We start from the raw sequence: 24,583 nt of genomic DNA on the forward strand, positions 1-24,583 counted from the left end.
TCCAGGATAGAACGTACGTCCGGAAATGAAACCCCCTAAACGTAATATTTCCGGCGCTATTCCTCCGGAGGGAATACCGGCTCCCCGCTCCCCAGCAGCGTGATCACGATCGCCTCCACCGGGCAGCTCTCCGCCGCGGCAAGGATCTTCTCGTTCGCGTCGGCCTCGGGGTCGGCCGGATGGGACTGCCGGCCGGTGTCGAGGTGGAAGCCGTCGGGCGCGTGGTGGACGCACTGGGCCGAGCCGATGCACACCGACCGGTCGACCTCGACGTGCCAGCGGTCGCCCATCCCCTACGCCTCCCAGCCCGCCGGGAGGTGGATCATCTTGTGCTCCAGGTATTCGCCGTAGCCCTCGGGACCGAATTCGCGTCCCAGCCCGGAGTTCTTGTAGCCGCCGAACGGGCCCAGCATGTCCAGGCTGAAGGTGTTCACCGAGTACGTGCCGGTACGGACCTGGCGGGCGACCTCGATGCCGTGCGCGGTGTCGGCCGTCCAGACGCTGCCGCTCAGGCCGTAGTCGGAGTCGTTGGCGATCTTCACGGCCTCGGACTCGTCGCCGTAGGGAAGCAGGCAGATCACCGGGCCGAAGATCTCCTCGCGTGCGATCCGCATCGAGTTGTCGACGTCCCCGAAGAGTGTCGGCTCGACGTACCAGCCCCGCTCCAGGCCCGCCGGACGCCCGCCGCCCGTCAGGATCTTCGCGCCCTCCTCCTGCCCGATCCGGATGTAGTCGAGGTTCCTGCGCTGCTGCCGCTGCGCCACCAGCGGGCCCACCTGGGTCGCCGGGTCCAGCGGGTCGCCGACCACCAGCGCGCCCGCCTCCGCGGCGAAGGCCTCGGCGAACTCGTCGTAGCGGGAGCGGGGCAGGAGGATGCGGGTCTGGGCCACGCACGCCTGGCCGTTGTTCATCCAGGCCGCCGGGACGACACCGGCGACCGTGGCCTCGACGTCCGCGTCCGGGAGGACCACGGCCGCCGACTTGCCGCCCAGCTCCAGCGTCACGCGGGTGAGGTTGCGGGCCGCGACCTCCATCACGCGCTTGCCGGCCGCCACCGAGCCGGTGAAGGAGACCTTGTCGATCCGCGGGTGCCCGACCAGGTACTCGCTCACCTCGCGGTCCGCCGGGAGGATCGACAGCACACCCTCCGGCAGCCCGGCGTCCTTCGCGATCTCCGCCAGGAGGTACGCGTCGAGCGGCGACTCCGGCGACGGCTTGAGCACCACGGTGCAGCCGGTGAGCAGCGCGGGCGCGAGCTTGGCGGCGGCGACGAACTGCGGGACGTTCCAGGGGGCGACGGCCGCCACGACCCCGACCGGCTCACGCCGCACGAGGATCTTCCCCAGCACGCCGTCGCGCTGTTCCTCGTACGTGAAGTTGCGCGCGACCGTGATCGCCGCGTCCCACACCATCATCGCGCCGAGCGCCTGCGCGAGGACGCTCCAGGAGTACGGGGAGCCGTTCTCGGAGGAGATCACGCGGGCGATCTCCTCGTGCCGCACGGCGATCCCGTCCTTGATGCGGGTGACGACCTCGATCCGCTCGTCGAGGCTCATCCGCGGCCAGGGCCCCTCGTCGAACGCCTTCCGCGCCACCGCGACCGCCCGGTCGACGTCGGCCGGCGAGGCGTGCGGCACGCGTCCGATGACCTCCTCCGAGTGCGGCGAGATCACCTCGATGACGTCCTTGCCCAGGGGATCGGTCAACTCCCCGCCGATGAACAGCTGTCCGTGTTCCACGAGCTCGGTCATGGCCGACGCCTCCTGCGGAGCTGGAGCGGGTTACCTTGGTTTCTGACGCTGTTTCAGAAACTGATACCAGTTCCACCCGGAGGAGTCCACGGACCGCACACACCTCACGCCTACGCTGACCGGGGACGGGGGCGGGGAGGGATGTGGCGATGGCAGCGAGCAGACGTCACTGGGCGGCGTTCGCCTCGGCCATGACGGTGGCCGTCAGCGGCGCCGTGTGGATGGGGTCGTCCTGGAACGACGTGAAGCGTGGCAACGGGGTTTCGGTGCATCGGGAGACGAAGAGCCCCGAGGAGATCAGGAAGTACTGGACCCCCGAGCGCATCAGACGGGCCGAGCCCGCCGAGATGCCGGTCCGGGATCCCTGCGAGCACTTCCCTTCCTCGCTCGCGCCGCGCTGTTGGTAGATGACTCGGGCTCCTATCGAAACTCGTTCTAGTTATAGTGACCGGGTCGGCCGGAACATGTCGCGGCGATAGGGGAGCCCATGGCGACGGTGTACGACCACGGCGGCGGCGTGAAGTCCATCAGAGTCCCCATCCCGGACAACCCGCTCGGCCACACCCTCGTGTACGTCGTCGACACCGACCGCGGCCCGGTCCTCGTCGACACCGGCTGGGACGACCCGGCCTCCTGGGACACCCTCGCGGAGGGACTCGCGGCGTGCGGGACCGCGCCCGACGAGATCCATGGCGTGGTGATCACCCATCACCACCCCGACCACCACGGCCTGTCCGGCAAGGTGCGTGAGGCCTCCGGCGCCTGGATCGCGATGCACGCGGCGGACGCGGCGATCGTACGGCGCACCCGCGCGACCCGGCCGGAGCGCTGGTTCTCCTACATGGCGGACAAGCTCACCGCGGCCGGCGCCCCCGACGCCCACGTGTCCCCCCTGCGCACCGCCCGCCGCCGGAGCACCCTGCCCGGCTTCTCCCCCGCCGCCCCCGACCGCGAGATCGTCCCCGGCGACCTCCTCGACCTCCCCGGCCGCCGCCTGCGCGCGATCTGGACCCCGGGCCACACCCCCGGCCATGTCTGCCTGCACCTGGAGGAGGAGCATCCGGCCCGACTCCCGGGCCACGGCCGCCTGTTCTCCGGCGACCACCTGCTCCCCGGGATCACCCCGCACATCGGCCTGTACGAGGACCCCGACGACACCACCGTCACCGACCCCCTCGGCGACTACCTCGCCTCCCTCGAACGCGTCGCCGGCCTCGCCCCCGCCGAGGTCCTCCCGGCCCACCAGCACACGTTCACCGACGCCCCCGCCCGCGTACGGGAGTTGCTGACCCACCACGAGTCCCGCCTCACCGACCTCCTGACCCTCCTCGCCGAACCCCTCACCCCCTGGCAGCTCGCGGAACGCATGGAGTGGAACCGCCCGTGGGACCAAATCCCCTACGGCTCAAGGAACATCGCGATCGCGGAGGCCGAGGCCCATCTGCGACGACTGGTGAAGCTGGGGCGGGCGGAGGCGGTGGCGGGGAGCGAGCCGGTGTCGTACGTGACGGTCTAATACAGCCATGGAGTACACGCCCATGGAGCACCTTCTCGCCGAACGCGCCTGCAAGCGCATCGTCGTCGACTTCGCCCACCGCCTCGACCTCGGCGAACCGTCCTCCGTCGCCGAGCTGTTCACCGAGGACGGCACCTGGGAGTGGCCGGCGGGCGAGCGGCTCGTGTCGGGGCGGGACGCGTTGCGCGCGTACTTCGGCTCCCGTCCCGCCGACCGTCTCTCGCGCCGGCTGATGTCCAACATCCTCGTCACGGTGACGTCCCCCGGCACCGCGACGGCGACCTCGTACTTCACGACGTACCGCGTCGACGGCCACGAGGGCGATCTGATCCCGCCGGGGCCCCCGGTCCAGGTGGGCCACTACGAGGACGCGTTCCGCAGGTCGCCGGACGGCACCTGGCTGCTGTCCGCCCGGGTCCTGCATCTGGCCTTCGGTGGGCCGACCCCACGCCCGCCTAGGCCATGAGGGACCGGATCAACTCCTCGGCCTCACCGAGCACTTCGACCTCGCGATCAGTCATCGTCGGGTTGGCGGCGCGTCGGCGCCGGGCCTCGGTGAGGCCGTCCTCGGTGAGGTCGGAGGGGTCGGCGAGGAGGGCGGTGAGCGTCGCGCGGACGGGCGCGGCCAACTGCTCGTCGGCCAGCGCCACCTGCGCGAGGATCATCGCGGACATGCCCCAGTCCAGGCCGGGGTCGCCTTCCTCCGCGTTGGCCCAGTCGATGACGTAGGGGCCGTCGGGCGTGAGCATCACGTTCTCCGGGTGCAGGTCCAGGTGGACCACGCGGCCGGGGACGGCGTGCAGTTGCCGCAGGAGGCGGGCCAGGATGTCCCCGCACTCGCACGCGTCGATCCGCCCGGCGAGGAAGGCCTCCAGCATCGTCGGGCCGTACAGGCGCTCCATGACCAGCTCGGAGCGCGCGGACTCGGCGATCCGTACACGGGGCACCGGGTAGCCGTGCGCGCGCAGCCGCTCCATCAGTGCGGCCTCGGCGAGTGAGTCGCTGTAGCCCTCCCGGTCGTGCCGCAGCACCCACGCCTCGTCGATCTCGTACACGTCGGACGCGCGCCCCGACCCGAGCAGCCGTCCGGCCCTCCCGGTGATCCCCATGCTCGCCCTCCCCGTGCTCCCCATGCTCCCCATGCGCCGAACCTATCCCCGCGCACAGCCTCCCCTCAGCCGTTCCCCTACGGGCCGGTAGAGTGACGGCGTCGTCATCACACCCGTACAGGGGGAAGCCGGTGCAAATCCGGCGCTGACCCGCAACCGTAAACCGGTCGTCGAAGGCCGGTGAGCCGGATCGCCCCGTACGGATTCGTGACCGGCTCACGTGTCCCGGCAGCCGGCCGGAGCACGGCACCGTCGAGGTATACGGAGCCGAGCCGCCCGGGGGGGTCTCCCCTGTGCTGCCCGGTTCCCCCTAGGGAAGGGCACCCGCCGATCATGTACGTCCGCCGCAGCGCCGCGGTCCTGGCCGCCACCGTCGTGATCGGCGCGGCCGCGCCCGCCGTAGCCGCCGACCCGACCCCCTCCGCATCGCCGTCGCAGGCGTTCCCCGCCGCGCTGTACGGCGGCACGGACCCCACGTACGACGGTGTCTGGCGCCAGTCCCTCGCGCTGCTCGCGCAGGACACGGTCGCGGTGAAGCCGGCGTCGAAGTCGGTGGACTGGCTGCTGGGCCAGCAGTGCGCGAACGGAGCCTTCGCGCCGTACCGCGCGGACACGAGTACGGCCTGCGACGCGAAGACCATGATCGACACCAACAGCACGGCGGCCGCCGTACAGGCGCTGGCCGCGCTCGGCGGGCACGACACCGCGACCGGCAAGGCGGTGTCCTGGCTGAAGTCGGTCCAGAACAAGGACGGCGGCTGGGGTTACGCGGCGGGCGGGGCGAGCGACGCGAACTCGACGTCGGTCGTGATCGGTGCGCTGGCCTCGGTGGGCGAGAAGCCGGCGGAGGTCGTGAAGGGCGGCAAGGGCGGGAAGGGCGGCAAGTCGCCTTACGACGCCCTGTTGAAGCTGGCGTTGCCGTGCGACGGCGACGGGGCGGGCGCCTTCGCCTTCCAGCCCGACAAGAAGGGCGCGCTGTCGGCCAACGCGGACGCCACGGCGGCGGCGGTGCTGGGCGCGCTGGGCAAGGGGATGCCGGTCGAGGCGGGCAAGCCGGCGAGCGCCGACTGCACCGACGCCGGCGACCGCACCCCGGAGCAGGCCGCGGCGAACGGCGCCGCCTACCTCGCGCAGGCGTTGGCGAAGGACGGCCACCTGACGTCCGCGATGCCGGGTGCCGAGGACCAGCCCGACTACGGCAACACCGCCGACGCGGTCGTGGCACTCGCCGCGCAGGGCAGTGCCGAGGCCGCGCGAAAGCCACTGCGGTGGCTGGAGCGGAACTCCGCCCAGTGGGCGGCCAAGAGCGGCCCCGCCGCCTACGCCCAGCTGATCCTCGCCGCCCACGCGACCGGCACCGACCCGCGTGACTTCGGCGGCACGGACCTCGTCGAGCAGCTCAACGCGACGGGCCCGGCACCCCAGTCGGCGGCGGGCGGACCGGGCACCGCGTCGGCGAAGGCCTCGGAGCAGGAGGACGACGACAACGGCGGCGTCAGCGTGTGGTGGATCGTCGGCGTCGGCCTGGTCGCGGGCATCGGCGTTGGCTTCCTGATCAGCGGTCGCAACAAGGGCAAGTGACCGTGATCCGCCGCGCTTTCCCCCTCCTCCTGGCCGCGCTGCTCCTGCTGACCGGCGTGGCCCAGGCCGCCCACGCGACGGGCTACCGCTACTGGTCCTTCTGGGACCGCGACGGCGACAGCTGGATCTACGCCACCCAGGGGCCCTCCCTCGCCCGCCCCTCCGACGGCGACGTCCAGGGCTTCCGCTTCGCGGTGAGCGAGGACTCCAAGGACGCGGCGCAGCCGAGGGGCGCCGCCGCGTTCGCGGTGATCTGCGCGAGGACGCCCGCGCAGGACGGCGAGAAGCGGGTGGCCCTGGTCGTCGACTTCGGTACGGCAGCGGACGCCCCGTCGGGCGAGACCCCGCCGAACCGCCGTACGGCATGCGCGCGGGTGGCGCCGGACGCGACCACGGCGGAGGCCCTGGCGGCGGTGGCCAAGCCCCTGCGGTACGACACGAACGCCCTGTTGTGCGCGATCTCGGGGTATCCGGAGAAGGGGTGCGGGGAGCAGGTGGCCGGGGGCGAGAAGCCGACGGCCACGGAGAAGGCGACCGCTGACGAGACGACCGCCGAGGAGACGGCCGCCGAGAAGCGAGGGACGTCGGACGAGGGGCCGTCGCTGGGGCTGGTGGCGGGGATCGCCGTAGTGGCCGTACTCGGAGCGGCAGCGGCCTGGCAGGCACGGCGGCGGCGGACGTGATGGCCGGGCCACAGCTGCACCCCGGCGCCTGGTGGCTCTGGTCCCTCTCCCTCGGTACCGCGGCCACCCGCACCACCAACCCCCTCCTGCTCACCCTCCTCATAGCAACGTCCGCCTACGTGGTGGCGACCTGCCGCCCCGACGCCCCCTGGGCCCGCTCCTACACGGCCTTCGTCAAGCTCGCCCTGGCCGTTCTCCTCATCCGCCTCGTCTTCGCGGTGGCCCTCGGCTCCCCCATCCCCGGCACGCATGTGATCGTCACCCTCCCCGAACTCCCCCTCCCGCACTGGGCGCAGGGCATCCGCCTGGGCGGCAGGGTCACCGTCGAGACCCTCCTGTTCGCCCTCTACGACGGCCTGCGGCTGGCCACCCTCCTCATCTGCGTGGGCGCGGCGAACTCCCTGGCCAACCCCGCCCGCCTCCTCAAGTCCCTGCCCGGCGCCCTCTACGAGATGGGCGTGGCGGTGGTCGTGGCCCTCACCTACGCCCCCCACCTGATCGCCGACGTCCAGCGCCTGCGTGCCGCCCGCCGTCTGCGGGGCCGTCCCGACACGGGTATCCGCGGCCTCCTGCACGTCGGACTCCCGGTCCTGGAGAGCGCGTTGGAGCGCTCGGTCGCCCTCGCCGCCGCGATGCACGCCCGCGGCTACGGCCGCAGCGCCGACGTCCCGCCCCGCGTCCGCCGTACGACCACCGCGCTCACCCTCGGCGGCCTGCTCGGCGTCTGCGCGGGAACGTACGGAGTGCTGACCGCCGAGGGCGGCACATACGGCCTCCCGGTCCTCCTCGCCGGACTCGCCGCCGCGCTCGCGGGGCTGCGTCTGGGCGGTCGCCGCTCCCTGCGCACCCGTTACCGCCCGGACCGCTGGGACGCGCGCGCCTGGCTGGTCACCGGTTCCGGCGTGGCCGTCGCCGCCCTGCTGGCCCTAGCCGCCGCCCGCGACCCGGCGGCCCTGCACCCCGGCGTGGTCCCCCTCGTCGCCCCCGCCCTCCCCTTGTGGCCCGCGGCGGCCGTCCTCCTCGGCCTGCTCCCCGCCTTCATCAGCCCCGCACCCCGACATCCCGCCCTCAAGGAGCCGTCGTGATCCGCTTCGAGAACGTCTCCGTGACGTACGACGGCGCCGCCGAACCCGCCGTCCAGGGCGTGGACTTCGAGGTCCCGGAGGGCGAACTGGTGCTGCTCGTCGGCCCGTCGGGCGTCGGCAAGTCCACCGTCATCGGCGCGGTGAGCGGGCTCGTCCCGCACTTCACCGGCGGCACCCTGCGCGGCCGCGTCACGGTGGCCGGCCGCGACACCCGCACGCACAAGCCGCGTGAACTCGCCGACGTGGTGGGCACGGTGGGGCAGGATCCCCTCTCCCACTTCGTGACCGACACCGTCGAGGACGAACTGGCCTACGGCATGGAGTCGCTGGGCCTCGCCCCGGACGTCATGCGCCGCCGCGTCGAGGAGACCCTCGACCTGCTGGGCCTGGCCGACCTGCGCGCCCGCTCCATCGCCACCCTCTCCGGCGGCCAGCAGCAACGCGTCGCGATCGGCTCGGTACTCACCCCGCACCCCAGGGCGCTGATCCTCGACGAGCCCACCTCGGCCCTCGACCCGGCCGCCGCGGAAGAGGTCCTCGCGGTCCTCCAACGCCTGGTCCACGACCTCGGCACGACGGTCCTGATGGCCGAACACCGCCTGGAACGGGTCATCCAGTACGCCGACCAGGTCGTACTGCTGCCCGCACCGGGCGAGGCCCCGATCCTGGGCACCCCGGCGGAGGTGATGGCCGTGTCGCCGGTGTATCCCCCGGTCGTAGGTCTGGGCCGCCTGGCGGGCTGGACTCCCTTGCCGCTGACGGTCCGAGACGCCCGGCGACGGGCGACAGCCCTGCGGCAACAACTTGAGGAGCGGGACGACAACCCCCAGGGGTGCGGGGAACTGCGCGACCAGCCACAACGAACCGGCAGCCGCCCGCAACCCGCTCCCCCCGAGCTATTGGGCGAAAAACCCACTCACCGCCGATGGTTCAAGCGCAGGGGCACCCCCACACAACCCTCGCCCTACGCCGCCGAAGTAAAAGCCCTCGCCGTAACCCGCGACCGCGTCCAGGCCCTACGCCACGTAGACCTCACCGTCACCCCCGGCGAAACCATCGCCGTCATGGGCCGCAACGGCGCCGGCAAATCCACCCTCCTCAACACCCTGGTCGGCCTCATCGACCCCTCCGTCGGCTCGGTCACCCTCGGCGGAGCCGTCGGCCTGGTCCCGCAGGAACCCCGCGACCTCCTCTACGCCGACACGGTCGCCGCCGAGTGCACAACCGCCGACGCCGACGTGGCCGCCGCGCCCGGCACCTGTCGCGCCCTCGTCTCCGAGCTCCTCCCGGACATCTCTGACGACACCCACCCGCGCGACCTCTCCGAGGGCCAGCGTCTGACGCTCGCCCTGGCGGTGGTCCTGACCGCACGCCCTTCCCTCCTCCTCCTCGACGAACCGACCCGAGGCCTCGACTACGCGGCCAAGGCCCGCCTGCTCACCCTTCTGCGCGGCCTCGCCGCCGAGGGGCACGCGATCGTCCTGGCCACGCACGACGTGGAGCTGGCCGCCGAACTCGCCCACCGGGTCGTGCTCCTCGCCGACGGCGAGGTGATAGCGGACGGCCCGGCAGCGGACGTAGTGGTCGCCTCGCCGTCCTTCGCCCCCCAGGTGGCCAAGATCCTGGCCCCGCAGAAGTGGCTCACGGTCGCCGAGGTGAGGGAGGCCCTCGCATGACCGGCCGCTCCACTCGTCAGGCCCGAGCCGTCCGCCTGGGACCCCGCTCCATCGCCGCCCTCGTCCTGGTCAGCGCGGTCGGCGTGGCCGCGGTCGGCTGGCCCTTCCTCTCCCCGCCCGCCTCGCAGGTGAGCGCGCACGCGCAGGACGCGCCCTGGCTGTTCACCGGCCTGCTTCTCCTGCTGGTGGCCGTCGTGGCCGCGACGATCGCCGAGTCCGGGCTCGGCCCGAAGGCGGTGGCGATGCTGGGCGTGCTGGCGGCGACCGGCGCCGCCCTGCGCCCCCTCGGCGCCGGAACGGCCGGTATCGAGCCGATGTTCTTCCTGATGGTGCTCAGCGGCCGGGTCCTCGGCCCGGGCTTCGGCTTCGTTCTCGGCGCGGTGACGATGTTCGCGTCCGCCCTGCTCACGGGCGGGGTGGGGCCGTGGCTGCCGTTCCAGATGCTGTCGATGGGCTGGTTCACGATGGGCGCCGGGCTGCTGCCGGGACCGGACCGCCTGCGCGGCCGCGGTGAGCTGCTCCTGCTGGCCGGCTACGGCTTCCTCGCCGCCTTCGCCTACGGCACGGTGATGAACATGCAGGGCTGGCCCTACTTCGACCCGGACGTCACGCCGCTCGCCCCCGACCCGCAGGCCGGGCCCCTGGCCAACCTCGCCCGCTTCGTCGCGTACTGCCTGGCCACCTCGCTCGGCTGGGACCTCGGCCGGGCGGTCGTCACCGTCGTTCTCAGCCTCACGCTCGGTCCGGCGATCCTCAAGGCGCTGCGCCGGGCCACGCGCCGGGCGGCCTTCGAGAGCCCGGTCACATTCGACGCTCCCGCAGGGTGAGGGCCCGCGCGCGGACCGTCAGCGCCCCGGTGAACCACCCCACATGACCCGGATCACCTACGATCCGTCTTAGTCGGACAAATCGGATGCCATGTACGCGTCGATTCGGCCGCTGACCTGCACATTGAGAGCCACGTCACACAAACGACCTTCACCCCACATACGACTACAACTAGCAAACAGGCTCATTGCGGACACCTTCCCAGCCTGCTTCTCTGGATGACGTCGCACGGCGCCGACGTGCCCTCAGGGCCGCGGCGCCGACGCACGCCCCCCGCCTCGCTTCGCGTGGTTCCGGCATGCCCGCGGCGCACTGTCCCCGAAGAAAGGCTCCCTGTGTCCGTGATTTCCTCCTTCCGCCGCATCTCCGCCCCGAAGAAGGCCCTCACCGGTGCCGCCCTGGCCGCCGCCACCGCCGGCACCCTGTTCGCCGCCGCGCCCGCGCAGGCCGCGACGACCGAGGCCGGCTCGGCGCAGCAGATCGCGAAGAAGATGATCTCGGACTCGGCCCAGTACCAGTGCTTCTCCAAGATCGTCGACCACGAGAGCGACTGGAACATCAACGCCACGAACGCCTCCAGCGGCGCCTACGGCCTCGTCCAGGCCCTGCCCGGCAACAAGATGGCCTCCGCCGGCTCCGACTGGAAGACCAACCCGGCCACCCAGATCAAGTGGGGCGTGGACTACATGAAGGACCGCTACGGCAGCCCGTGCGGCGCCTGGAACTTCTGGCAGTCGAACGGCTGGTACTGAGCCGACACCGCCAGACAGAACCGAAGGCGGCGGCCCCCGATCCCCGGGGCCGCCGCCTTCGCCATGCCCGGCCCGCCGTCCGCGGAAAGTCTCGGGGGAGGCAGGAACGGGGCGTAGGGAAAAGGGGTGCTCCTGCCTCCCTCGGGACGGGTCAGACGGTGCTGACCCGCAGTTCCTTCACGCCGTTGATCCACGCGGAGCGCAGTCGGCGGGGGTCACCGACCAGCCGCAGGCCGGGCAGGGCGTCGGCCACGGCGTTGAAGATGAGGTCGATCTCCAGGACCGCCAGGGACTTGCCGAGGCAGTAGTGGGGGCCGCCGCCACCGAAGCCCAGATGGGGGTTGGGGTCGCGGGTGATGTCGAAGGTGCCCGGGTTCTCGAAGACGTCGGGGTCGTGGTTGGCGGAGGCGTAGAAGATGCCGACCCGCTCACCCTTCTTGATCTGCTTGCCGCCCAGCTCCGTGTCCTGCGTCGCCGTGCGCTGGAAGGAGACCACCGGGGTCGCCCAGCGCACGATCTCCTCCGCCGCCGTGGCGGGACGCTCCCTCTTGTACAGCTCCCACTGCTCGGGGTGAGTGAGGAAGGCGTGCATGCCGTGGGTGATGGCGTTACGGGTGGTCTCGTTGCCGGCCACGGCCAGCATCAGCACGAAGAACCCGAACTCGTCCGAGCGGAGGCTGCCCTCGTCCTCGGCCGCGACCAGCGTCGTGACGATGTCCTTCGCCGGGCACTCCTTGCGGTCGGCGGCCATGTTCATCGCGTACGAGATGAGTTCGGTGGCCGACTCCTGCCCGACCTCCTCCGTGATGGCGTACTCGGGATCGTCGTACGAGATCATCTTGTTGGACCAGTCGAAGATCTTGGCCCGGTCGTCCTGCGGGATACCGATGAGCTCGGCGATGGCCTGGAGGGGCAGTTCGCAGGCGACCTCGGTGACGAAGTCGAAGGGGCCGGGGTGCTCCCGGGCGTTCGCGGCGATCGCCCGCGCCCGCGCCCGCAGGCGTTCCTCCAGGGCGCGGATGGCACGCGGGGTGAAGACGCGCTGGACGATCTGGCGGACCCGGGTGTGCTCGGGCGGGTCCATGTTCAGCAGGATCAGCCGCTGGGCATCGATGGCATCGCGCTCGATGTGTTCGTTGAAGCGGATGATCGCGGTGTTGAGGGTGGACGAGAACAACTCCGGGTGCGTCGAGACGTACTTGACGTCCGCGTGCCGGGTCACCGCCCAGTAGCCCTCGTCCTGGAACCCGGCCACGTTGTCCGCCTGCGGGATCCAGCGGACCGGTTCGGCGCGGCGCAGCTCGGCGAACTCCGGGAGGGGTACGCGGTGGTGCAGCACATCGGGGTCGGTGAAGTCGAACCCGTCGGGAAGCGCTGGACAGGGCATCGGCAACTCCAGCCATCTGACGGTCCATCAGAACAGGGTTGCCGCGAAGGTAGTAACGGGTTCTACAAGTGGCAAGGGGTACGGCACCCCGAATCCCGTGCGGAATTCGTGCAGATCTCCGCAGATCACGACTCCGGGGCCTGCAAGACCCTTGCGGTGAGCGACGACCCGTCAGCAGACTGCGAAGGGAACTAGAACACGTACTAGTTCTGGAGGATTGCCGGAGAGCCGAGAGGATCCGCACCCATGGCTGCCGAACCCGTGATCGTCGAAGCCGTACGCACCCCCATCGGCAAGCGCGGCGGCGCGCTCGCCAACCTCCACCCCGCCTATCTCCTGGGCGAGACCTACCGCGAACTCCTGGGCCGCACCGGCATCCCCGCCGACGCCGTGGAGCAGATCGTCGGCGGCACCGTGACCCACGCCGGCGAACAGTCCATGAACCCCGCGCGCACGGCCTGGCTGACCATGGGCCTGCCGTACGAGACGGCGGCGACGACGGTCGACTGCCAGTGCGGGTCCTCGCAGCAGGCCTCGCACATGACGGCCAACATGATCGCGGCGGGCGTCATCGACGTCGGCATCAGCTGCGGCGTCGAGGCGATGTCGCGGGTGCCGCTGGGGTCGGGGTCCAAGCACGGGCCCGGGAAGCCGTTTCCGGACGAGTGGAACGTCGATCTGCCGAACCAGTTCGAGGCGGCGGAGCGGATCGCCCGCCATCGGGGGCTGACGAGGGAGAACGTCGACTCACTGGGGCTGCTCTCCCAGGAACGGGCCGCCGCCGCCTGGGCCGAGGAGCGGTTCAAGAGGGAGACCTTCGCCGTCCAGGTCCCGACGACCGAGGAGGAACAGGGCGCCGGACAGGGCATGTGGCGGCTGGTCGACAAGGACGAGGGCCTGCGCGACACGTCCATGGAGGCGCTGGCCGGCCTGAAGCCGGTCATGCCGACGGCCGTTCATACGGCGGGCAACTCGTCGCAGATCAGCGACGGTGCGTCGGCCATCATGTGGGCGTCGAAGCGGATGGCGCGTGCGCTGAAGCTGAAGCCGAGGGCACGGATCGTGGCCCAGGCGCTGGTGGGCGCCGACCCGCACTTCCACCTCGACGGGCCGATCGACGCGACGAAGGCGGTGCTGGGGAAGGCCGGGATGTCCCTGAAGGACATCGACCTCGTCGAGATCAACGAGGCTTTCGCGTCCGTGGTGTTGAGCTGGGCGCAGGTCTTCGACCAGGACCTGGAGAAGGTGAACGTGAACGGCGGTGGGATTGCGCTCGGGCACCCGGTGGGGGCCACCGGGGCCCGGCTGATCACGACCGCACTTCATGAACTGGAGCGGGCGGACAAGGAGTTCGCGCTGGTGACGATGTGTGCGGGGGGTGGCTTGGCCACCGGCACGATTATTCAGCGGCTGTAGCCGAGGCCCAGGTCACGAAGGTGGTGAACGCGGCGGGGTCGAGGGTGAGGGTCGGTCCCGCCGGGTTCTTGGAGTCGCGGATGACGAGGGTGGCGTGAGGGGTTTCGGCTATCTCGACGCAATCGCCACCCTGGTCACTGCTGTACGAAGACTTACGCCAGGCCAGGGCCCCGAGCGGCGCGCATTCGACGCACTCGCCGCCCTGGTCTCCGCTGTGGCTGGACTTACGCCACCGAGTCCCCGTCGGGATCGGGTTGCTCTCCATAGCGTTCCTCCATCACGCGTCGGATCAGCTCCGCCGAATCCCTGAGGGAGAGGGAGGCGGCCTGAAGGTGATCGTAACGGAGCGAGCAGTCCTTGACGGTGTCCGGGTTGGCGGTTGGATGCCCGCTCCCGTAGCCCTCCATATAGACGATGTCCGGATCGCTCTCGAAGCGGTAGAGGTTGAATGAGCCTGTCAGCCCCGCGTGCGCTCCGGCCGAGAACGGCAGCACCTGGATGTTGATCCGAGGATTGCGCTCGAACGACAACAGGTGGGCAAGTTGGCCGCGCATCGTCTCGCGACCGCCAATCTCCTGGTGCAGGGCGGCTTCGCTGAGAATCGCCCACAGGACCGGGGGCTTCCCCTTCTCGAAGATGCGCTGGCGAGCGAGTCGTACAGCGGTGCGGTCGTCGAGGTCCGTGTCGTCCAGCAGGCCGAGTACGGCACGCGCGTACTCGGGGGTCTGGAGCAGACCGTGCACCATGCCCATCTGGAAGGTGCAGATCTCTGTCGCCCGCGACTCCAACTCGGCCACCTGCTGAAACCAGGCCGGAAGCTGACTACGCATCACCAGCTCATGCAGCCGAGCCAGTAACCCACCCGTCTCCAGCGCCAGATCCGCCCGCTCACTGAACTGCAGCGTCGGCAGCTTCCGTGCCGTCTCGATCTGGCCGACCAGCGACCCCGTGCAGTAGACGATGCTGCCGAGCTGCTTCTGTGTCAGGTCGGCGGACTCGCGGTACCGCCGTAGCTCGAAGCCGTAGTAGTCCAGTGGCGAGGCGCCCGGGTCGAGGGTGTTGATGTGGGTCACGCAGAGCCCCCTCTCACGCAACTCGGCCCACTTCCGGACCGGTTGTATCTGTTCCGTAGCCCAGAGTAGTTGCGCGAGGTCAGGCTAGTACCGTGAACCGATACATTCCCCCCCACCTCCCTGGCCCCCTTCCGCACCCGGTACCGGCTGCGCCTCGTCGTCGGCACACACTCGGCCCGGCACATCCGCGCCATCGCGCGCTCACTGCTCGACGAGTGGGCGATGCCCGAACTGACCGACGCCGTGGAGCTGGGCGTGACCGAGCTGGTCGCCAATGTCGTACGGCATGTTCCGGACCTGCGGTGCGAGGTGCTGATCCGGCGGCAGACGGCGGGGGCGCGGGTGGAGGTGGCGGCCACCTGCGGTCAACTGCCCGCTCTGCCTGCCGGTTGGTCACCGGACGCCGAATGCGGTCGCGGTCTGCTGCTGCTGGACGCGGTGGTCGACAAGTGGGGCGTGGACCGTGAACCCGGCGGCGGCAAGACCGTGTGGTTCGAATGCGGAACCACACGGTCGGCGCTCACCGGCGTACCGTCAGACCCCGTCGGGCTTCACCGGTTCCAGCTTGATACTGAAGTGACGGAGGATCGGTGACTGGTCGACAATGCGGTAGCCGTGCACGGAGCTGGGATCCTTGGCTATGTCCGCCAGGGTCCGGGCGACGTGGTCGTAGTGGCTGCGGGTGTAGACCCGGCGGGGCAGCGCCAGCCGTACGAGTTCATAGGGCGCCGACTTGACGGGGTTGCCGTGTTCGTCTTCCTCGCCGAGGTAGAGGGAGCCCAACTCCGCCGAGCGGATGCCGCCGCGCAGGTACAACTGGCAGGCCAGCGTGTGGCCGGGGTACTGGTGGGGCGGTATGTGGGGCAGGAGCCTTCCGGCGTTGAGGTAGAGGGCGTGCAGGCCGGCCGGTTCGACGATGTCGACGCCCGCGTCGCGGATGCGCTGGGCGAGGTGGCCCGCGATGTCGGCGCGTTCCGCCAGGTAGGAGGGCTCGGTCACCTCCACCAGCCCTTGGGCCATCATGTCCAGGTCGCGTCCGGCCAGGCCGCCGTAGGTGGCGAAGCCTTCGGTTGCGATGAGGAGGCGTTCGCACTTCTGGGCGAGCTCGGGGTCCTTGAGACCGATGAACCCTCCGATGTGGACGATGCCGTCCTTCTTGGCGCTCATGATGCACCCGTCGGCCAGCCGGAAGGCCTCTTCGGCGACCTGGCGGGGGGTGCGGTCCTGGTAGCCGGGTTCGTGACGGGTCACCAGCCAGGCGTTCTCGGCGAACCGCGCGGCATCCAGGATCATCGGGACGCCGTGGCGGCGGCACAGGTCGGCGGTCTGCCGCAGGTTCTCCATGGAGACCGGCTGCCCGCCTCCGCCGTTGTTGGTGATGGTCATCACCACCGCTGCCACGGGGGAGTCCTGCGCGCTCCCCAGTACCTGTCGGAGTGCCTGCAGGTCGATGTTGCCCTTGAAGGGGTGCGGGCTGTCGAGGTCCTTGGCTTCGGGGCAGGGAAGGTCGCGGGCCTGGCCGCCGACCAGCTCCACATTGGCGCGGGTGGTGTCGAAGTGCGTGTTCGACACCACCGTGCTGCCCGGCGTGAGGAGTGAGGTGAACAGGATGCGTTCGGCCGCGCGTCCCTGGTGGGCGGGCAGGAGGTGCGGGTAGCCGGTGAGCTCGCTGACCGTTTCGCGCCAGCGGTAGAACGATCGGGAGCCGGCGTAGGACTCGTCGCCGTTCATGCCCGCGGCGAGCTGGGCCGCGGAGATCGCGCCGGTGCCCGAGTCGCTCAGCAGGTCGATGGTGACTTCGTCGGCGCGCAGGTCGAACAGGTTGTAGGAGACCCGTCGCAGGGCTTCCTCACGCTGCTGTGGGGTCGTGAGGGGAATGGGCTCGATGACCTTGATCCGGTAGGGCTCCACGGCTCCTTCTTTCTGGTGGTGCGTGCTTGCTGGTGGTGCTTGGTTGCTTGCTTGCTTGCTGGTGGTGCGTGCTTTCTGGCGTTGCGCGGGTCAATGCTTGGGCGGGCGCACCGAGTACGCCTCCGAGGAGAGGTAGGCGGTGATGCGGGGGCTGCGGTCGCGCTCGCAGGCCAGGGCCAGGTAGGCGATGAGGCCGACGCCGTCGGAGAGTTGCCGGGTGGTGAGGGCGGTGAGGGCGCGGCGCAGTACCGAGGGGTCCATGCCGAAGTGGGTCAGCGCGGCGGTGGCGCGGGCCAGTGCCTCTTCGTCGTCGCTGACGTAGTCGCGGACCGGGATGTGCAGGGTGAAGCCGCTCGGCCGGCCGGTCGCGGTGTCGGTGAACGAGTGGCAGGTCAGCGCCGGTCGCCTGGCCAGTCGTAGCGCGGACCTGCTTCCCCGCCCGGTGGGCAGGCACCCTTCCGCGGCGAGGTGGAAGAAGGCCTCCACGTCCTCTCGTGCCGGGCCTGGCTGTGCGCGGTTCAGCGCGTAGGCCTCGGGAGCGGCGAGGTGGGGATGTGCGGTGTAGACCTTGACGCGGGGAGTTTCCCAAGCGCCGAGGTCCAGGGCGAGAAAGGGGTAACCGGTCGTGTCGGGGAGCGCCTTGAACGCCTGCCGGTGACCGAGCCGGTGCAGAGCTTCCCGCACTGTGGCCGCGGCCTGCTGGGGTCCGGCCGCGTCGGGATTCAGGTAGACCTTCACCCCGGGGACGCCGCCGGGGCGTAACTCCAGCGCGTACCAGAGGGCCAGGGAGCCCTGCGGGGACGAGGGCAGGAACAGGTCCTCCATGCGGTCCAGCTGGGCGGTGGAGAAGTCCCAGCGGCGGGCCATGTCCCGGATGGCGGCCAGCCCTTGGCGCCCGTTGTCCGCCATGTCGCCGGCGCCGCAGCCGGGTTCCACCAGAACCCGCAGGCCGGGGGCCGCGTCCGGCCGGAAGGCCAGGGAGAACTCGACCGGCGTGTGGTCGTCGGAGACGAAACTCCCCGAGGGAGGCGGGAGGGCCAGCGAGCGGCCGGGCACATCCCCGAGAGACTCGAGTACGACGTGCGCGTACAACGCCGACTCCGCGGCCGGCAGTCCCGCGACGGAGCCCAGGCGCAGGAGTTGGCCGACGACGTGGTCGGCGAGTGTGAGGCTGTAGACGTCTGTGCCCGGCGCGTCACCGACCAATGCCGCGCTGACCGGTGCCGTACTCGCGGTACTCACCGGGTCTCCTGGGCGGAGACAAAAAGATACCCGCCGGTGAGGGCGGGTATCCGACCGTTCGGCCCTTCTATTTCGGTACGTTCCGTTTCGGTACGTTCCGTTTCTATTCGTTCCATCTGGCCACGTTCGACACCTGTGCGGAAGCGCTGGGTGCGAGCGGCAGCGGTGTTCGACTCCACTGTCCCTCCTTCAACATGTGATGACTCAGACACCCTGCGCAGTCATACCCTGGCGCTTGAACGTTCATGCAGTTGCCAGTGGCAGGTGCCTGTTACCTGTGTCACCTCATGTGAAGCGGGGTCTCACGTCTTGAGCCAGGTGAGGAAGGAGCTCCACAGCCCGCCGCGTTCCCTGGCCGGGGCGGTCCCGGTCGCGGGGCTCTGCGCCTGCTGCGACGGCTGCGGTTGCGCGCCGCGCCGCGGGGTGGCGGGGGTGAAGCGGGCAGGCAGCCCCGCCAGGGCCCGGTTGAACGGGCCGGGCCGCCAGGTCAGGCTCTCCTCCGGGACGGCGAGTTCGATGTCGGGCAGCTCGTTGAACAGGTGCTCGATGGCGGCCAGAGTGATGAGCCGGGCGGGCTCCTTGGAGGGGCAGGCGTGCGGCCCGGCGCTCCAGGCGAGGTGGGCCCGGTTGCTGCCCTGCCCGCTCGTGGACCGTGCCGAGGCGGCGTTGGCGGCCTGGAAACCGACCAGCACCAGATCGCCGGACTTGAGCTTCTGTCCGGCGAACTCCATGTCCCGGACCGGGTAGTGGGGCGCGTAGTTGGACATGGGCGGGTTGCGCCACAGGGTGTCGTCGAGCGCCTCCTCCAGCAGCCCGCTCTGCGCGTACCGGTCGTCGGTCAGCAGCAGGTGCAGGGTGTTGCCGATGAGGTTGCGCAGCGGCTCGGCGCCGGCGCCGAGCAGCAGCACGAGGTGGTGGGCCATCTCCTGGTCGTTCAGCCGGGCCGGGTGCCGCATCAGCCAGGACGTGACGTCGTCGTCCGGCCGGGTCCGCTTCAGCGCGACCAGTTCGCTCACGGCCTGGAAGAGGACCTCGTTGGCCTTCTCGGCGTTGACACCGTCGAAGATGCCGGAGATGCCGAACATGACCCGGTCGCCGATCTCCGCCGGGCAGCCGAAGAGTTCGTTGAAGACGAACAGCGGAAGCTGCTTGGCGTAGTCGTTCAGCAGATCGGCCGAGCCGCGGGCGCTGAACTGGGCGAGGAGATAGCGGGCGATCCGGTCGACGCTCTCGCTCAGCCGGTGGCTGTCGACCCGGGCGAAGGTCTCGGTGACGGCCTGCCGCAGCCTCAGGTGCTCGGCGCCGTCGGAGAACATGCAGTTGGGCCGGTGAACCAGCAGGGGAAGGACAGGGCTGTACGGACTGATCACGCCCTCGTTGAAAGCCCGCCACCGGCGGGCGTCCTTGCGGAAGTCACCCGGATTGTGCAGCAGGTCCAGCGCCGCGGCGTAGTCCGTGACGAGAGTCGCCTCCACGCCCGGAGCCAGCTCGACGGGGGCCATCGCGCCGTGGTGGCGCATGTAGGCGTAGTAGGCCTGAGGATCGGCGGCGAACTCCGGTGTGTACATGGGGATCCGTTCGCCGCTGCCGTGCGCGGGGCAGCCGGGCGGCGGAACGGGGGTGTCTTCGCTGGTCATGCGTGCTCCAGAGCGGCGCGTTCCTGTAGATAGCGGACGAGAGTGATCAGCGCGTTCGCCGATGAGTTCTCGTCGCGGGCGTCGATGACGACGACGGGGGTGTCCGGCAGCAGGTCGAGCGCTTCCCGTAACGCCGCTTCAGTGCGTTCGGGGGTGTCGTCGAAGCGGTTGACGGCGATGGCGTAGGACAGCCCGTACTGCTCGATCAGGTCGATCACGGCGAAGGAGTCCGCCAGCCGCTCGGGGTCCACCAGGACCAGGGCGCCCAGGGCGCCGCGGGCCATGTCCTCCCAGATCTGGATGAACCGCTGCTGTCCGGGGGTGCCGAACAGATAGAGCACCACGTGGTCGCTGATCGTCAGCCGTCCGAAGTCCATGGCGACCGTGGTGGTGGTCTTGCTCCGCACCCCTTTGAGGTCGTCGACCGCCTCCGCCGCCCGCGTCATGTTCTCCTCGGTGGACAGCGGGGGGATCTCGGAGATGGTGCCGACGAACGTCGTCTTGCCGACGGCGAAGTGCCCGACGACCAGGATCTTCACCGCGGTCTGCTCGGCGCCGCCCCGGACGTAGGCGTCCTCATCCAAAACGCGCTTGGAGTCCATCCAGCACCTCCTGGAGAAGCTGTTGGTCGGCGAGACGGGCCCTGGGTACGGGCGCTCGGGTGATCAGATAGCCGCCCTCGGCCAGTGAGCTGAGGAGGATCTTCAGCACGCCCAGGGGGAGCTGGGTGTGACCGGCGAGCTCGGCGACCGAGAGGTAGCCGCCGGAGCACATCTCCAACAGATGCTGCTCTTCGGGGGAGAGCCGGGTGGGACGCTGCCGCCGGTCACCGGCTGTCGTCACGAGGGTGATCAGGGAGAACTGGTCCTCGGCGGGCAGATCGCGCCCACGTGTGATGACGTACGGCCGTACTAACTCTGCGGCTTCTGACTCGTCGGGGGTGTTGTCAGTCATGAGCGGTGGCCGATGTCCTCACGGGGTGATGTGGCCAGTTCCTTGCCCAACTGGCCGACCAGCTGCTGCATACGGAAGGTGATGTCCGCCATGTCGATGTCGGGGACCGCCGAGACCGCGAGGTAGGCGCCCTCACCGGCGGAGATCAGGAAGACCCAGCCGCCGTCGAACTCCAGCAGCGTCTGGCGCCACTGCAGGTTCTCGCCGTCGCAGAAGAACCCGAGGGACCGGCTGAGTGACTGCACACCGCTCATGGCGGCGGCGACCGTTTCGGCCAAGTCCCGCCCGAGCTCCTTCGTACGGGCCATCAGCAGACCGTCGGCCGAGACCAGGACCGCGTGCAGGGCGCCGGGAATCTCCAGGGCGCTGTCCAGCATCCATGACAGGTCGTTCTTCACGAGGTGGTCTCCGGTCCCTTGCGTGCGTCGGCGTGGCTCGGCCCGCGCATCGCGTCCAACGGTGCTGCGCGGCCGGTCTGGGTCCCCCGTTGAAAGGCGCTCATGATCGACGCCGTCTCCTCGTTGGAGCGGGTCGGCGGGCGCTGAGCACCCGAACCGCTGCCCGGGACGACAGCCATGGGACGCTGCTTGCGCCGGCGCTTGGGCAGGCCGTCGGCGGGCGTCGCCGAGGCGTCCGTGTCGGCTCCGTCCGAGCGCGCGTCCGCATGGCCGGCCGTGTGCGGCTGCTTGGGCTCCGGCATGCTGGTGAGCAGCTCCTCCGGAACGAGCACGACCGCGCGGACACCGCCGTACGGAGAACTGGAGTCGACAGAGACGCTGAAGCCGTAGCGCTGGCAGAGCGCACCGATCACCGCGAAACCGAACTGCGGGGGGTTCCCGAGCCCGGAGACGTTCGCGGCGCGTTCCCCGGACAGCAGCTCCGCCGCCTTGGCCTTCTCCTCCTCGTTCATGCCGACGCCCGCGTCGTCGACCACGACACAGATGCCCTTGGGCACGGACCGCACGTTGATCTCGACCAGGGTTTCCGGAGCGGAGTAACTCGTGGCGTTGTCGAGGAGTTCGGCGACCGCCAGGGCCACCGGCTCGACCGCCCGGCTGGTGACGGCGTAATCGACCTGCGAGAGGATCTCGACCCGCTGATAGTGGCGGATCCGTCCCTGCGCGCTGCGGATCACGTCATAGACCGAGGCCGCCTCGCGTTGCCGGCCGAGCCAGCCCTGACACAGGACGGCGATGGACTGCGCCCGCCTCCCGAACTGGGAGTTCATGTGATCGATCTCCAGCAGGTCCCGGAGAATCGGCGAGTCCCCGTACTTCACCTGCAGCTTGGAGATGACCAGCTGCTGCTCGGCGGCCAAGCCCTGGAGAGTCCGCATGGCGGACTTCAGGACCGTCTTGGTCTCCTCCCCTGCCCGCTCCTCGGTCTGCCGGACGACCGCCTCGTAGCCGCCCTCCAGAGCGGAGTACGAGGACTTGAGCTGGTCGTTCCCCTTGCGTAACTTTCGTATCACCCTCCGCTGGCGAACAATGACCGTGGCCGCGGCAGGGGCACCGACAACGAGCCCCAAGATCGCCGGATCCAGCATGTATTGCGTCATATGACTCTCTTCAAGCGACTGAAGCCCAGTTGCTGAAAACCTGCCCGCTCGCGTATCGGCAGGCGGCAGTGCACCGTGGGCTCACCGACAGGGGCTGCCCCTTGCCGCCGAGATGTCATCCCGGAGCTTGTGACCTGCCTGACAAGTGATCGGATAATATCACCGGAGATAGTTGACGTTTCGTCAAAGAGCTGCGTATTCACGCTGGTTGGCGGAGATGCGGGTGTCCTTCGATGGAGAATGTGTGCAATCGGCGGATGAACGAACCGGCCTGATTCCGCCTCTTCGGTCACATGGCCCCTGCCGAGCTCACCCGTACCAGACCCGTGCGGCCGACGGCCCCGGCGAGTACCGGATCAGCTCGGAGTACGGCCCCTCACCGGAGCCGGGGAGCCGCTGCTGAGCTTCTCCGCTTCCGCTTCCGCCTCCGCCGGCATCGGCCTGGCGCGGGGGCCCTGGAGCAGGTACGTCATGCCGAAGCCCGCGCCTACGACCATCGCGCCGCCCACCGCGTCCAGCACCCAGTGGTTGCCGGTGACGACGATCGCGGTGACCGTGAAGAGCGGGTGCAGCAGGCCGAGGGTCTTCATCCACCACTTGGGGGCGAGGATGAGGATCACGAGGCCGCACCACAGGGACCAGCCGAAGTGCAGGGACGGCATCGCCGCGTACTGGTTGGTGAGTTCGGTGAGCTTGCCGTAGTCGGGCTGGGTGAAGTCCTGCGGGCCGTTGACCGTGTCGATGACGCCGAGACCGGGCATCAGGCGGGGCGGGGCGAGGGGGTAGAGCCAGAAGCCGATCAGGGCGAGGACGGTGGCGAAGCCGATCGCGGAACGGGCCCAGCGGTAGTCGACCGGGCGGCGCCAGTAGAGGACGCCGAGAATGGCGAGCGGCACGCCGAAGTGGAACGACTCGTAGTAGAAGTCGAAGAAGGCGCGGAGCCAGTCGGCCTTCAGCACGGCGTGGTTGGCCCAGTGCTCGATGTCGATGTGCAGGGCGCGTTCGATGGAGTGGATCTCCGCGCCGTGCTCCTCGGCGCCGACCCGGCCCGCCGAGTTGGAGCCGCCGGCCGCGGCGAGGCGGATCTGGGCGTACGCGTAGTAGGTGACCCGGATCAGCAACAGCTCGAAGAGCAGGTTCGGTCGGGTGATCACCCGGCGCAGGGACCGCACCAGCGGGATGTGCTGGAAGCGGGAGGGGACGGGGTCGGCGTACCGCGTCGGAACCGGCGTCTGCCAGTACGGCGACGTGCGCGACAGGAACGGCACCACGGCGGCCGTGGCGAGCGCGGCCAGGAGGACCAGGTCGGCACGGAGGGGGTGGAAGATCACCTTGTCCGGCACCAACATCTTCGCGGGCAGCGTCATCACCAGGATGACGGCGACCGGCCACACACACCGGTCGGAGGCCCGCTTGCCGACCTGCCCGACGACCGCGAGCAGCACCCACAGCAGCTGGTGCTGCCAGGCGGTGGGGGACATGACGATCGCCGCGCAGCCGGTGATCGCGACGGCGAGGAGGAGCTGTCCGTCGTGGGCGTAGCGCACGGCGCGGCGCAGCGCGAGCGCGGCGACGGCGGCGCCGAGGAGCAGGAAGAGGGCGATCTCCAACGGCCCGGTCAGCCCCAGCCGCAGCAGGGCGCCGTGCAGGGACTGGTTGGCGAGGTCGTCGGCACGGCCGCCGAGACCGACACCGCCCATGTGGTGCACCCAATAGGTGTACGAGTCGTACGGCATCGTCGCCCAGCCGAGCGCCGTGCACGCGGCGAACGTGGCCCCCGCGGACAGCGCGGGGCGGCGGCGGCCGGTGAACCACAGCAGCGGGCTGAACAGCAGCAGGGCCGGCTGGAGCGCGGCCGCGACGCCGATGAGCACACCGCCGGCGCGTTCGCCGCGCACGGCGAAGCAGCCGAGCAGGACGAGCAGCACCGGCATGATGCTGGTCTGGCCGAGGTAGAGGGTGTTGCGCACCGGCAGCGACAGCATGAGCAGGCTGATCGCGACGGGCGCGGCGAGCAGCGAGGTCCGTCTGCTCACCGGCTGCGGCAGGGCACGCGCGGCGACCAGGCCGAGAGCGGCGACGAGCAGGAGGGTGCCGAAGGTCCAGCCCCAGCCGAGGGCCTGCTCGGCGGCCCGGGTCAGCGGCTTGAGGACGAGCCCGCCGAACGGCGTACCGGTGAACCGAGTCGAGTCGTACAGCGAGCCCTTCACATGCAGGACGCCGTCCGGGCCGACCCAGGTCTCCAGATCCGTCAGCCGCTCCCCGGACGGGGTGCTGAGGACGACGGCCCCCTGCCGCATCCCGAGAATCGCGGCGACCAGCCACAGGCCGAGGCGCGCCAAGCGAAGACGTGCCTGAACCGAGCCGACGGCCGTGGCTCCAAGTGCCTCCGCCGGTCGCCCACCGTGATCCGCATTCGCCACG

Annotated in this window: 25 protein-coding genes and 1 riboswitch; of the genes, 11 read left to right on the top strand and 14 right to left on the bottom strand. The window is 70.3% G+C overall.

The genetic code is table 11. From position 1 onward, the window contains the following. Window positions 1–56: 56 nt before the first annotated feature. Window positions 57–290 (bottom strand): ferredoxin, encoded by a 234-nt coding sequence (locus tag AB5J49_RS14125; protein WP_369168982.1) that lies wholly within the window; start codon window positions 288–290, stop codon window positions 57–59. 3 nt (window positions 291–293) lie between these two features. Beyond that, window positions 294–1,751, bottom strand: coding sequence for an aldehyde dehydrogenase (locus AB5J49_RS14130; protein ID WP_369168983.1), 1,458 nt, complete (start codon window positions 1,749–1,751; stop codon window positions 294–296). 149 nt (window positions 1,752–1,900) lie between these two features. On the opposite strand from AB5J49_RS14130, the gene AB5J49_RS14135 reads away from it, so the two are divergent. The 3 genes from AB5J49_RS14135 (at window position 1,901) to AB5J49_RS14145 (ending at window position 3,733) form a co-directional block, all read left to right on the top strand. Continuing rightward, on the top strand, window positions 1,901–2,158 hold the full coding sequence (locus tag AB5J49_RS14135) for a hypothetical protein (RefSeq protein WP_369168984.1): 258 nt from the start codon (window positions 1,901–1,903) through the stop codon (window positions 2,156–2,158). 80 nt (window positions 2,159–2,238) lie between these two features. Further along, a complete protein-coding gene (locus tag AB5J49_RS14140) occupies window positions 2,239–3,267 on the top strand; it encodes an MBL fold metallo-hydrolase (RefSeq protein ID WP_369168985.1) in 1,029 nt (342 codons plus the stop codon). 7 nt (window positions 3,268–3,274) lie between these two features. Further along, window positions 3,275–3,733, top strand: coding sequence for a nuclear transport factor 2 family protein (locus tag AB5J49_RS14145; RefSeq protein WP_369168986.1), 459 nt, complete (start codon window positions 3,275–3,277; stop codon window positions 3,731–3,733). Here the strand turns inward: AB5J49_RS14145 and AB5J49_RS14150 are convergent. Continuing rightward, complete coding sequence (locus tag AB5J49_RS14150) at window positions 3,723–4,376, bottom strand: phosphotransferase (protein ID WP_369168987.1); 654 nt, start codon at window positions 4,374–4,376, stop codon at window positions 3,723–3,725. The genes AB5J49_RS14145 and AB5J49_RS14150 overlap by 11 nt on opposite strands. A 64-nt stretch (window positions 4,377–4,440) precedes the next feature. Further along, a riboswitch (cobalamin riboswitch) is annotated at window positions 4,441–4,590 on the top strand. A 119-nt stretch (window positions 4,591–4,709) separates the two neighbouring features. Between AB5J49_RS14150 and AB5J49_RS14155 the strand changes: the two genes are divergently transcribed. The 6 genes from AB5J49_RS14155 to AB5J49_RS14180 all read left to right on the top strand — a co-directional run bounded on the left by AB5J49_RS14155 (window position 4,710) and on the right by AB5J49_RS14180 (window position 10,981). After that, on the top strand, window positions 4,710–5,957 hold the full coding sequence (locus AB5J49_RS14155) for a prenyltransferase/squalene oxidase repeat-containing protein (RefSeq protein ID WP_369168988.1): 1,248 nt from the start codon (window positions 4,710–4,712) through the stop codon (window positions 5,955–5,957). A gap of 2 nt (window positions 5,958–5,959) precedes the next feature. After that, window positions 5,960–6,640 (top strand): SCO2322 family protein, encoded by a 681-nt coding sequence (locus AB5J49_RS14160; protein WP_369175129.1) that lies wholly within the window; start codon window positions 5,960–5,962, stop codon window positions 6,638–6,640. Further along, complete coding sequence (locus AB5J49_RS14165) at window positions 6,640–7,725, top strand: CbiQ family ECF transporter T component (protein ID WP_369168989.1); 1,086 nt, start codon at window positions 6,640–6,642, stop codon at window positions 7,723–7,725. Before AB5J49_RS14160 ends, AB5J49_RS14165 begins: the two co-directional genes overlap by 1 nt. After that, complete coding sequence (locus tag AB5J49_RS14170; protein WP_369168990.1) at window positions 7,722–9,401, top strand: ABC transporter ATP-binding protein; 1,680 nt, start codon at window positions 7,722–7,724, stop codon at window positions 9,399–9,401. Before AB5J49_RS14165 ends, AB5J49_RS14170 begins: the two co-directional genes overlap by 4 nt. Beyond that, window positions 9,398–10,228 carry an ECF transporter S component gene (locus tag AB5J49_RS14175; protein WP_369168991.1) on the top strand — a complete coding sequence of 277 codons (831 nt, stop codon included), beginning with the start codon at window positions 9,398–9,400 and terminating at the stop codon, window positions 10,226–10,228. Before AB5J49_RS14170 ends, AB5J49_RS14175 begins: the two co-directional genes overlap by 4 nt. Before the next feature lie 336 nt (window positions 10,229–10,564). Further along, window positions 10,565–10,981: a transglycosylase SLT domain-containing protein gene (locus AB5J49_RS14180; protein ID WP_369168992.1), complete on the top strand. Its 417-nt coding sequence runs from the start codon at window positions 10,565–10,567 to the stop codon at window positions 10,979–10,981. A 151-nt stretch (window positions 10,982–11,132) separates the two neighbouring features. Here AB5J49_RS14180 and AB5J49_RS14185 read toward each other — a convergent pair whose 3' ends face one another. Further along, entirely contained in the window at window positions 11,133–12,368 is a 1,236-nt protein-coding gene (locus AB5J49_RS14185; RefSeq protein WP_369168993.1) for a cytochrome P450, read from the bottom strand. 246 nt (window positions 12,369–12,614) lie between these two features. Here AB5J49_RS14185 and AB5J49_RS14190 point away from each other — a divergent pair, with 246 nt between their 5' ends. Beyond that, window positions 12,615–13,784, top strand: coding sequence for a steroid 3-ketoacyl-CoA thiolase (locus AB5J49_RS14190; RefSeq protein WP_369168994.1), 1,170 nt, complete (start codon window positions 12,615–12,617; stop codon window positions 13,782–13,784). On the opposite strand, the gene AB5J49_RS14195 is transcribed toward AB5J49_RS14190, so the two are convergent. Together AB5J49_RS14195 and AB5J49_RS14200 are read right to left on the bottom strand one after the other, a co-directional pair. Continuing rightward, on the bottom strand, window positions 13,768–14,049 hold the full coding sequence (locus AB5J49_RS14195) for a DUF397 domain-containing protein (protein WP_369168995.1): 282 nt from the start codon (window positions 14,047–14,049) through the stop codon (window positions 13,768–13,770). The two genes, AB5J49_RS14190 and AB5J49_RS14195, sit on opposite strands and share 17 nt — an antisense overlap. Next, entirely contained in the window at window positions 14,009–14,857 is an 849-nt protein-coding gene (locus AB5J49_RS14200; RefSeq protein WP_369168996.1) for a helix-turn-helix domain-containing protein, read from the bottom strand. The genes AB5J49_RS14195 and AB5J49_RS14200 overlap by 41 nt, the downstream gene beginning before the upstream one ends. Before the next feature lie 222 nt (window positions 14,858–15,079). On the opposite strand from AB5J49_RS14200, the gene AB5J49_RS14205 reads away from it, so the two are divergent. Beyond that, window positions 15,080–15,451: an ATP-binding protein gene (locus tag AB5J49_RS14205; protein WP_369168997.1), complete on the top strand. Its 372-nt coding sequence runs from the start codon at window positions 15,080–15,082 to the stop codon at window positions 15,449–15,451. Here the strand turns inward: AB5J49_RS14205 and AB5J49_RS14210 are convergent. From AB5J49_RS14210 to AB5J49_RS14245, 8 genes are all read right to left on the bottom strand, one after another. Then, complete coding sequence (locus AB5J49_RS14210) at window positions 15,392–16,768, bottom strand: tryptophanase (RefSeq protein ID WP_369168998.1); 1,377 nt, start codon at window positions 16,766–16,768, stop codon at window positions 15,392–15,394. The two genes, AB5J49_RS14205 and AB5J49_RS14210, sit on opposite strands and share 60 nt — an antisense overlap. A 90-nt stretch (window positions 16,769–16,858) precedes the next feature. Next, on the bottom strand, window positions 16,859–18,010 hold the full coding sequence (locus AB5J49_RS14215) for a tryptophan dimethylallyltransferase family protein (protein WP_369168999.1): 1,152 nt from the start codon (window positions 18,008–18,010) through the stop codon (window positions 16,859–16,861). Between the two features lie 302 nt (window positions 18,011–18,312). Then, the gene (locus AB5J49_RS14220; protein ID WP_369169000.1) at window positions 18,313–19,647 is read right to left on the bottom strand and encodes a cytochrome P450; all 1,335 of its coding nucleotides are present in this window, start codon (window positions 19,645–19,647) and stop codon (window positions 18,313–18,315) included. Further along, on the bottom strand, window positions 19,644–20,249 hold the full coding sequence (locus tag AB5J49_RS14225; protein ID WP_369169001.1) for an ATP/GTP-binding protein: 606 nt from the start codon (window positions 20,247–20,249) through the stop codon (window positions 19,644–19,646). Before AB5J49_RS14225 ends, AB5J49_RS14220 begins: the two co-directional genes overlap by 4 nt. Beyond that, window positions 20,224–20,601 carry a DUF742 domain-containing protein gene (locus AB5J49_RS14230; RefSeq protein WP_369169002.1) on the bottom strand — a complete coding sequence of 126 codons (378 nt, stop codon included), beginning with the start codon at window positions 20,599–20,601 and terminating at the stop codon, window positions 20,224–20,226. Before AB5J49_RS14230 ends, AB5J49_RS14225 begins: the two co-directional genes overlap by 26 nt. Next, a complete protein-coding gene (locus tag AB5J49_RS14235) occupies window positions 20,598–20,999 on the bottom strand; it encodes a roadblock/LC7 domain-containing protein (protein ID WP_369169003.1) in 402 nt (133 codons plus the stop codon). The genes AB5J49_RS14230 and AB5J49_RS14235 overlap by 4 nt, the downstream gene beginning before the upstream one ends. Further along, a complete protein-coding gene (locus tag AB5J49_RS14240; protein ID WP_369169004.1) occupies window positions 20,996–22,159 on the bottom strand; it encodes an ATP-binding protein in 1,164 nt (387 codons plus the stop codon). The genes AB5J49_RS14235 and AB5J49_RS14240 overlap by 4 nt, the downstream gene beginning before the upstream one ends. Before the next feature lie 356 nt (window positions 22,160–22,515). Continuing rightward, entirely contained in the window at window positions 22,516–24,582 is a 2,067-nt protein-coding gene (locus AB5J49_RS14245) for a bifunctional glycosyltransferase 87/phosphatase PAP2 family protein (protein WP_369169005.1), read from the bottom strand. Window position 24,583: the final 1 nt, after the last annotated feature.

The sequence above is a fragment of the Streptomyces sp. R28 genome (assembly GCF_041052385.1).
GTDB lineage: Bacteria > Actinomycetota > Actinomycetes > Streptomycetales > Streptomycetaceae > Streptomyces.